The sequence below is a fragment of the Streptomyces sp. MMG1121 genome, from assembly GCF_001280015.1.
In the GTDB taxonomy this organism is placed as follows: Bacteria; Actinomycetota; Actinomycetes; order Streptomycetales; family Streptomycetaceae; genus Streptomyces.
On record NZ_LGDV01000017.1, the window covers coordinates 1 to 3,189 of the forward strand.

The window sequence follows — 3,189 nt, forward strand, 5'->3', positions numbered from 1 at the left end:
AACACAGTGGACGCGAGCAACTGAGGACAAGCCCTCGGCCTATTAGTACCGGTCACCTCCACCAGTTACCTGGCTTCCAGATCCGGCCTATCAACCCAGTCGTCTACTGGGAGCCTTACCCCATCAAGTGGGTGGGAGTCCTCATCTCGAAGCAGGCTTCCCGCTTAGATGCTTTCAGCGGTTATCCCTCCCGAACGTAGCCAACCAGCCATGCCCTTGGCAGAACAACTGGCACACCAGAGGTTCGTCCGTCCCGGTCCTCTCGTACTAGGGACAGCCCTTCTCAAGACTCCTACGCGCACAGCGGATAGGGACCGAACTGTCTCACGACGTTCTAAACCCAGCTCGCGTACCGCTTTAATGGGCGAACAGCCCAACCCTTGGGACCGACTCCAGCCCCAGGATGCGACGAGCCGACATCGAGGTGCCAAACCATCCCGTCGATATGGACTCTTGGGGAAGATCAGCCTGTTATCCCCGGGGTACCTTTTATCCGTTGAGCGACGGCGCTTCCACAAGCCACCGCCGGATCACTAGTCCCGACTTTCGTCCCTGCTCGACCCGTCGGTCTCACAGTCAAGCTCCCTTGTGCACTTACACTCAACACCTGATTGCCAACCAGGCTGAGGGAACCTTTGGGCGCCTCCGTTACTCTTTAGGAGGCAACCGCCCCAGTTAAACTACCCATCAGACACTGTCCCTGATCCGGATCACGGACCCAGGTTAGACATCCAGCACGACCAGACTGGTATTTCAACGACGACTCCACAAACACTGGCGTGCCTGCTTCAAAGTCTCCCAGCTATCCTACACAAGCCGAACCGAACACCAATATCAAACTGTAGTAAAGGTCCCGGGGTCTTTCCGTCCTGCTGCGCGAAACGAGCATCTTTACTCGTAGTGCAATTTCACCGGGCCTATGGTTGAGACAGTCGAGAAGTCGTTACGCCATTCGTGCAGGTCGGAACTTACCCGACAAGGAATTTCGCTACCTTAGGATGGTTATAGTTACCACCGCCGTTTACTGGCGCTTAAGTTCTCAGCTTCGCCACACCGAAATGTGACTAACCGGTCCCCTTAACGTTCCAGCACCGGGCAGGCGTCAGTCCGTATACATCGCCTTACGGCTTCGCACGGACCTGTGTTTTTAGTAAACAGTCGCTTCTCGCTGGTCTCTGCGGCCACCCCCAGCTCGAGCAGCAAGTGCTCTCACCAGACGTGGCCCCCCTTCTCCCGAAGTTACGGGGGCATTTTGCCGAGTTCCTTAACCATAGTTCACCCGAACGCCTCGGTATTCTCTACCTGACCACCTGAGTCGGTTTAGGGTACGGGCCGCCATGAAACTCGCTAGAGGCTTTTCTCGACAGCATAGGATCATCCACTTCACCACAATCGGCTCGGCATCAGGTCTCAGACTCCATGCCAGGCGGATTTACCTACCTGACGTCCTACACCCTTACCCCGGGACAACCACCGCCCGGGATGGACTACCTTCCTGCGTCACCCCATCACTCACCTACTGCAAGTCTGGTTCGTCGGCTCCACCACTTTCCATTCCCCGAAGGGTCCGGAACGGCTTCACGGACTTAGCATCGCCTGGTTCAATGTTTGACGCTTCACAGCGGGTACCGGAATATCAACCGGTTATCCATCGACTACGCCTGTCGGCCTCGCCTTAGGTCCCGACTTACCCTGGGCAGATCAGCTTGACCCAGGAACCCTTAGTCAATCGGCGCAAACGTTTCTCACGTTTGTATCGCTACTCATGCCTGCATTCTCACTCGTGAACCGTCCACAACTACCTTCCGGTGCTGCTTCACCCGGCACACGACGCTCCCCTACCCATCCATACAGGCGTTGGCCCTATTGTATGAATGACACGACTTCGGCGGTACGCTTGAGCCCCGCTACATTGTCGGCGCGGAATCACTAGACCAGTGAGCTATTACGCACTCTTTCAAGGGTGGCTGCTTCTAAGCCAACCTCCTGGTTGTCTGTGCGACTCCACATCCTTTCCCACTTAGCGTACGCTTAGGGGCCTTAGTCGATGCTCTGGGCTGTTTCCCTCTCGACCATGGAGCTTATCCCCCACAGTCTCACTGCCGCGCTCTCACTTACCGGCATTCGGAGTTTGGCTAAGGTCAGTAACCCGGTAGGGCCCATCGCCTATCCAGTGCTCTACCTCCGGCAAGAAACACACGACGCTGCACCTAAATGCATTTCGGGGAGAACCAGCTATCACGGAGTTTGATTGGCCTTTCACCCCTAACCACAGGTCATCCCCCAGGTTTTCAACCCTGGTGGGTTCGGTCCTCCACGAAGTCTTACCTCCGCTTCAACCTGCCCATGGCTAGATCACTCCGCTTCGGGTCTTGAGCGTGCTACTGAAACGCCCTATTCGGACTCGCTTTCGCTACGGCTTCCCCACCCGGGTTAACCTCGCAACACACCGCAAACTCGCAGGCTCATTCTTCAAAAGGCACGCAGTCACGAGAANNNTTCCGACGCTCCCACGGCTTGTAGGCACACGGTTTCAGGTACTATTTCACTCCCCTCCCGGGGTACTTTTCACCATTCCCTCACGGTACTATCCGCTATCGGTCACCAGGGAATATTTAGGCTTAGCGGGTGGTCCCGCCAGATTCACACGGGATTTCTCGGGCCCCGTGCTACTTGGGTGTCTCTCAAACGAGCCGCTGATGTTTCGACTACGGGGGTCTTACCCTCTACGCCGGACCTTTCGCATGTCCTTCGCCTACATCAACGGTTTCTGACTCGTCCTGTCGCCGGCAGACGACAGAAGAGAGATCCCACAACCCCGCATACGCAACCCCTGCCGGGTCTCACACGTATACGGTTTAGCCTCATCCGGTTTCGCTCGCCACTACTCCCGGAATCACGGTTGTTTTCTCTTCCTGAGGGTACTGAGATGTTTCACTTCCCCTCGTTCCCTCCACACTGCCTATGTGTTCAGCAGCGGGTGACAGCCCATGACGACTGCCGGGTTTCCCCATTCGGAAACCCCCGGATCAAAGCCTGGTTGACGACTCCCCGGGGACTATCGTGGCCTCCCACGTCCTTCATCGGTTCCTGGTGCCAAGGCATCCACCGTGCGCCCTTAAAAACTTGGCCACAGATGCTCGCGTCCACTGTGCAGTTCTCAAACAACGACCAGCCACCCATCACCCC

Annotated in this window: 1 rRNA gene; it reads right to left on the minus strand. The window is 56.6% G+C overall.

Features of this window, described 5'->3' with window-relative positions:
- Positions 1 to 22 precede the first annotated feature (22 nt).
- A 23S ribosomal RNA gene (locus ADK64_RS03930) occupies positions 23 to 3,132 on the minus strand.
- Between the last annotated feature and the right edge of the window lie 57 nt (positions 3,133 to 3,189).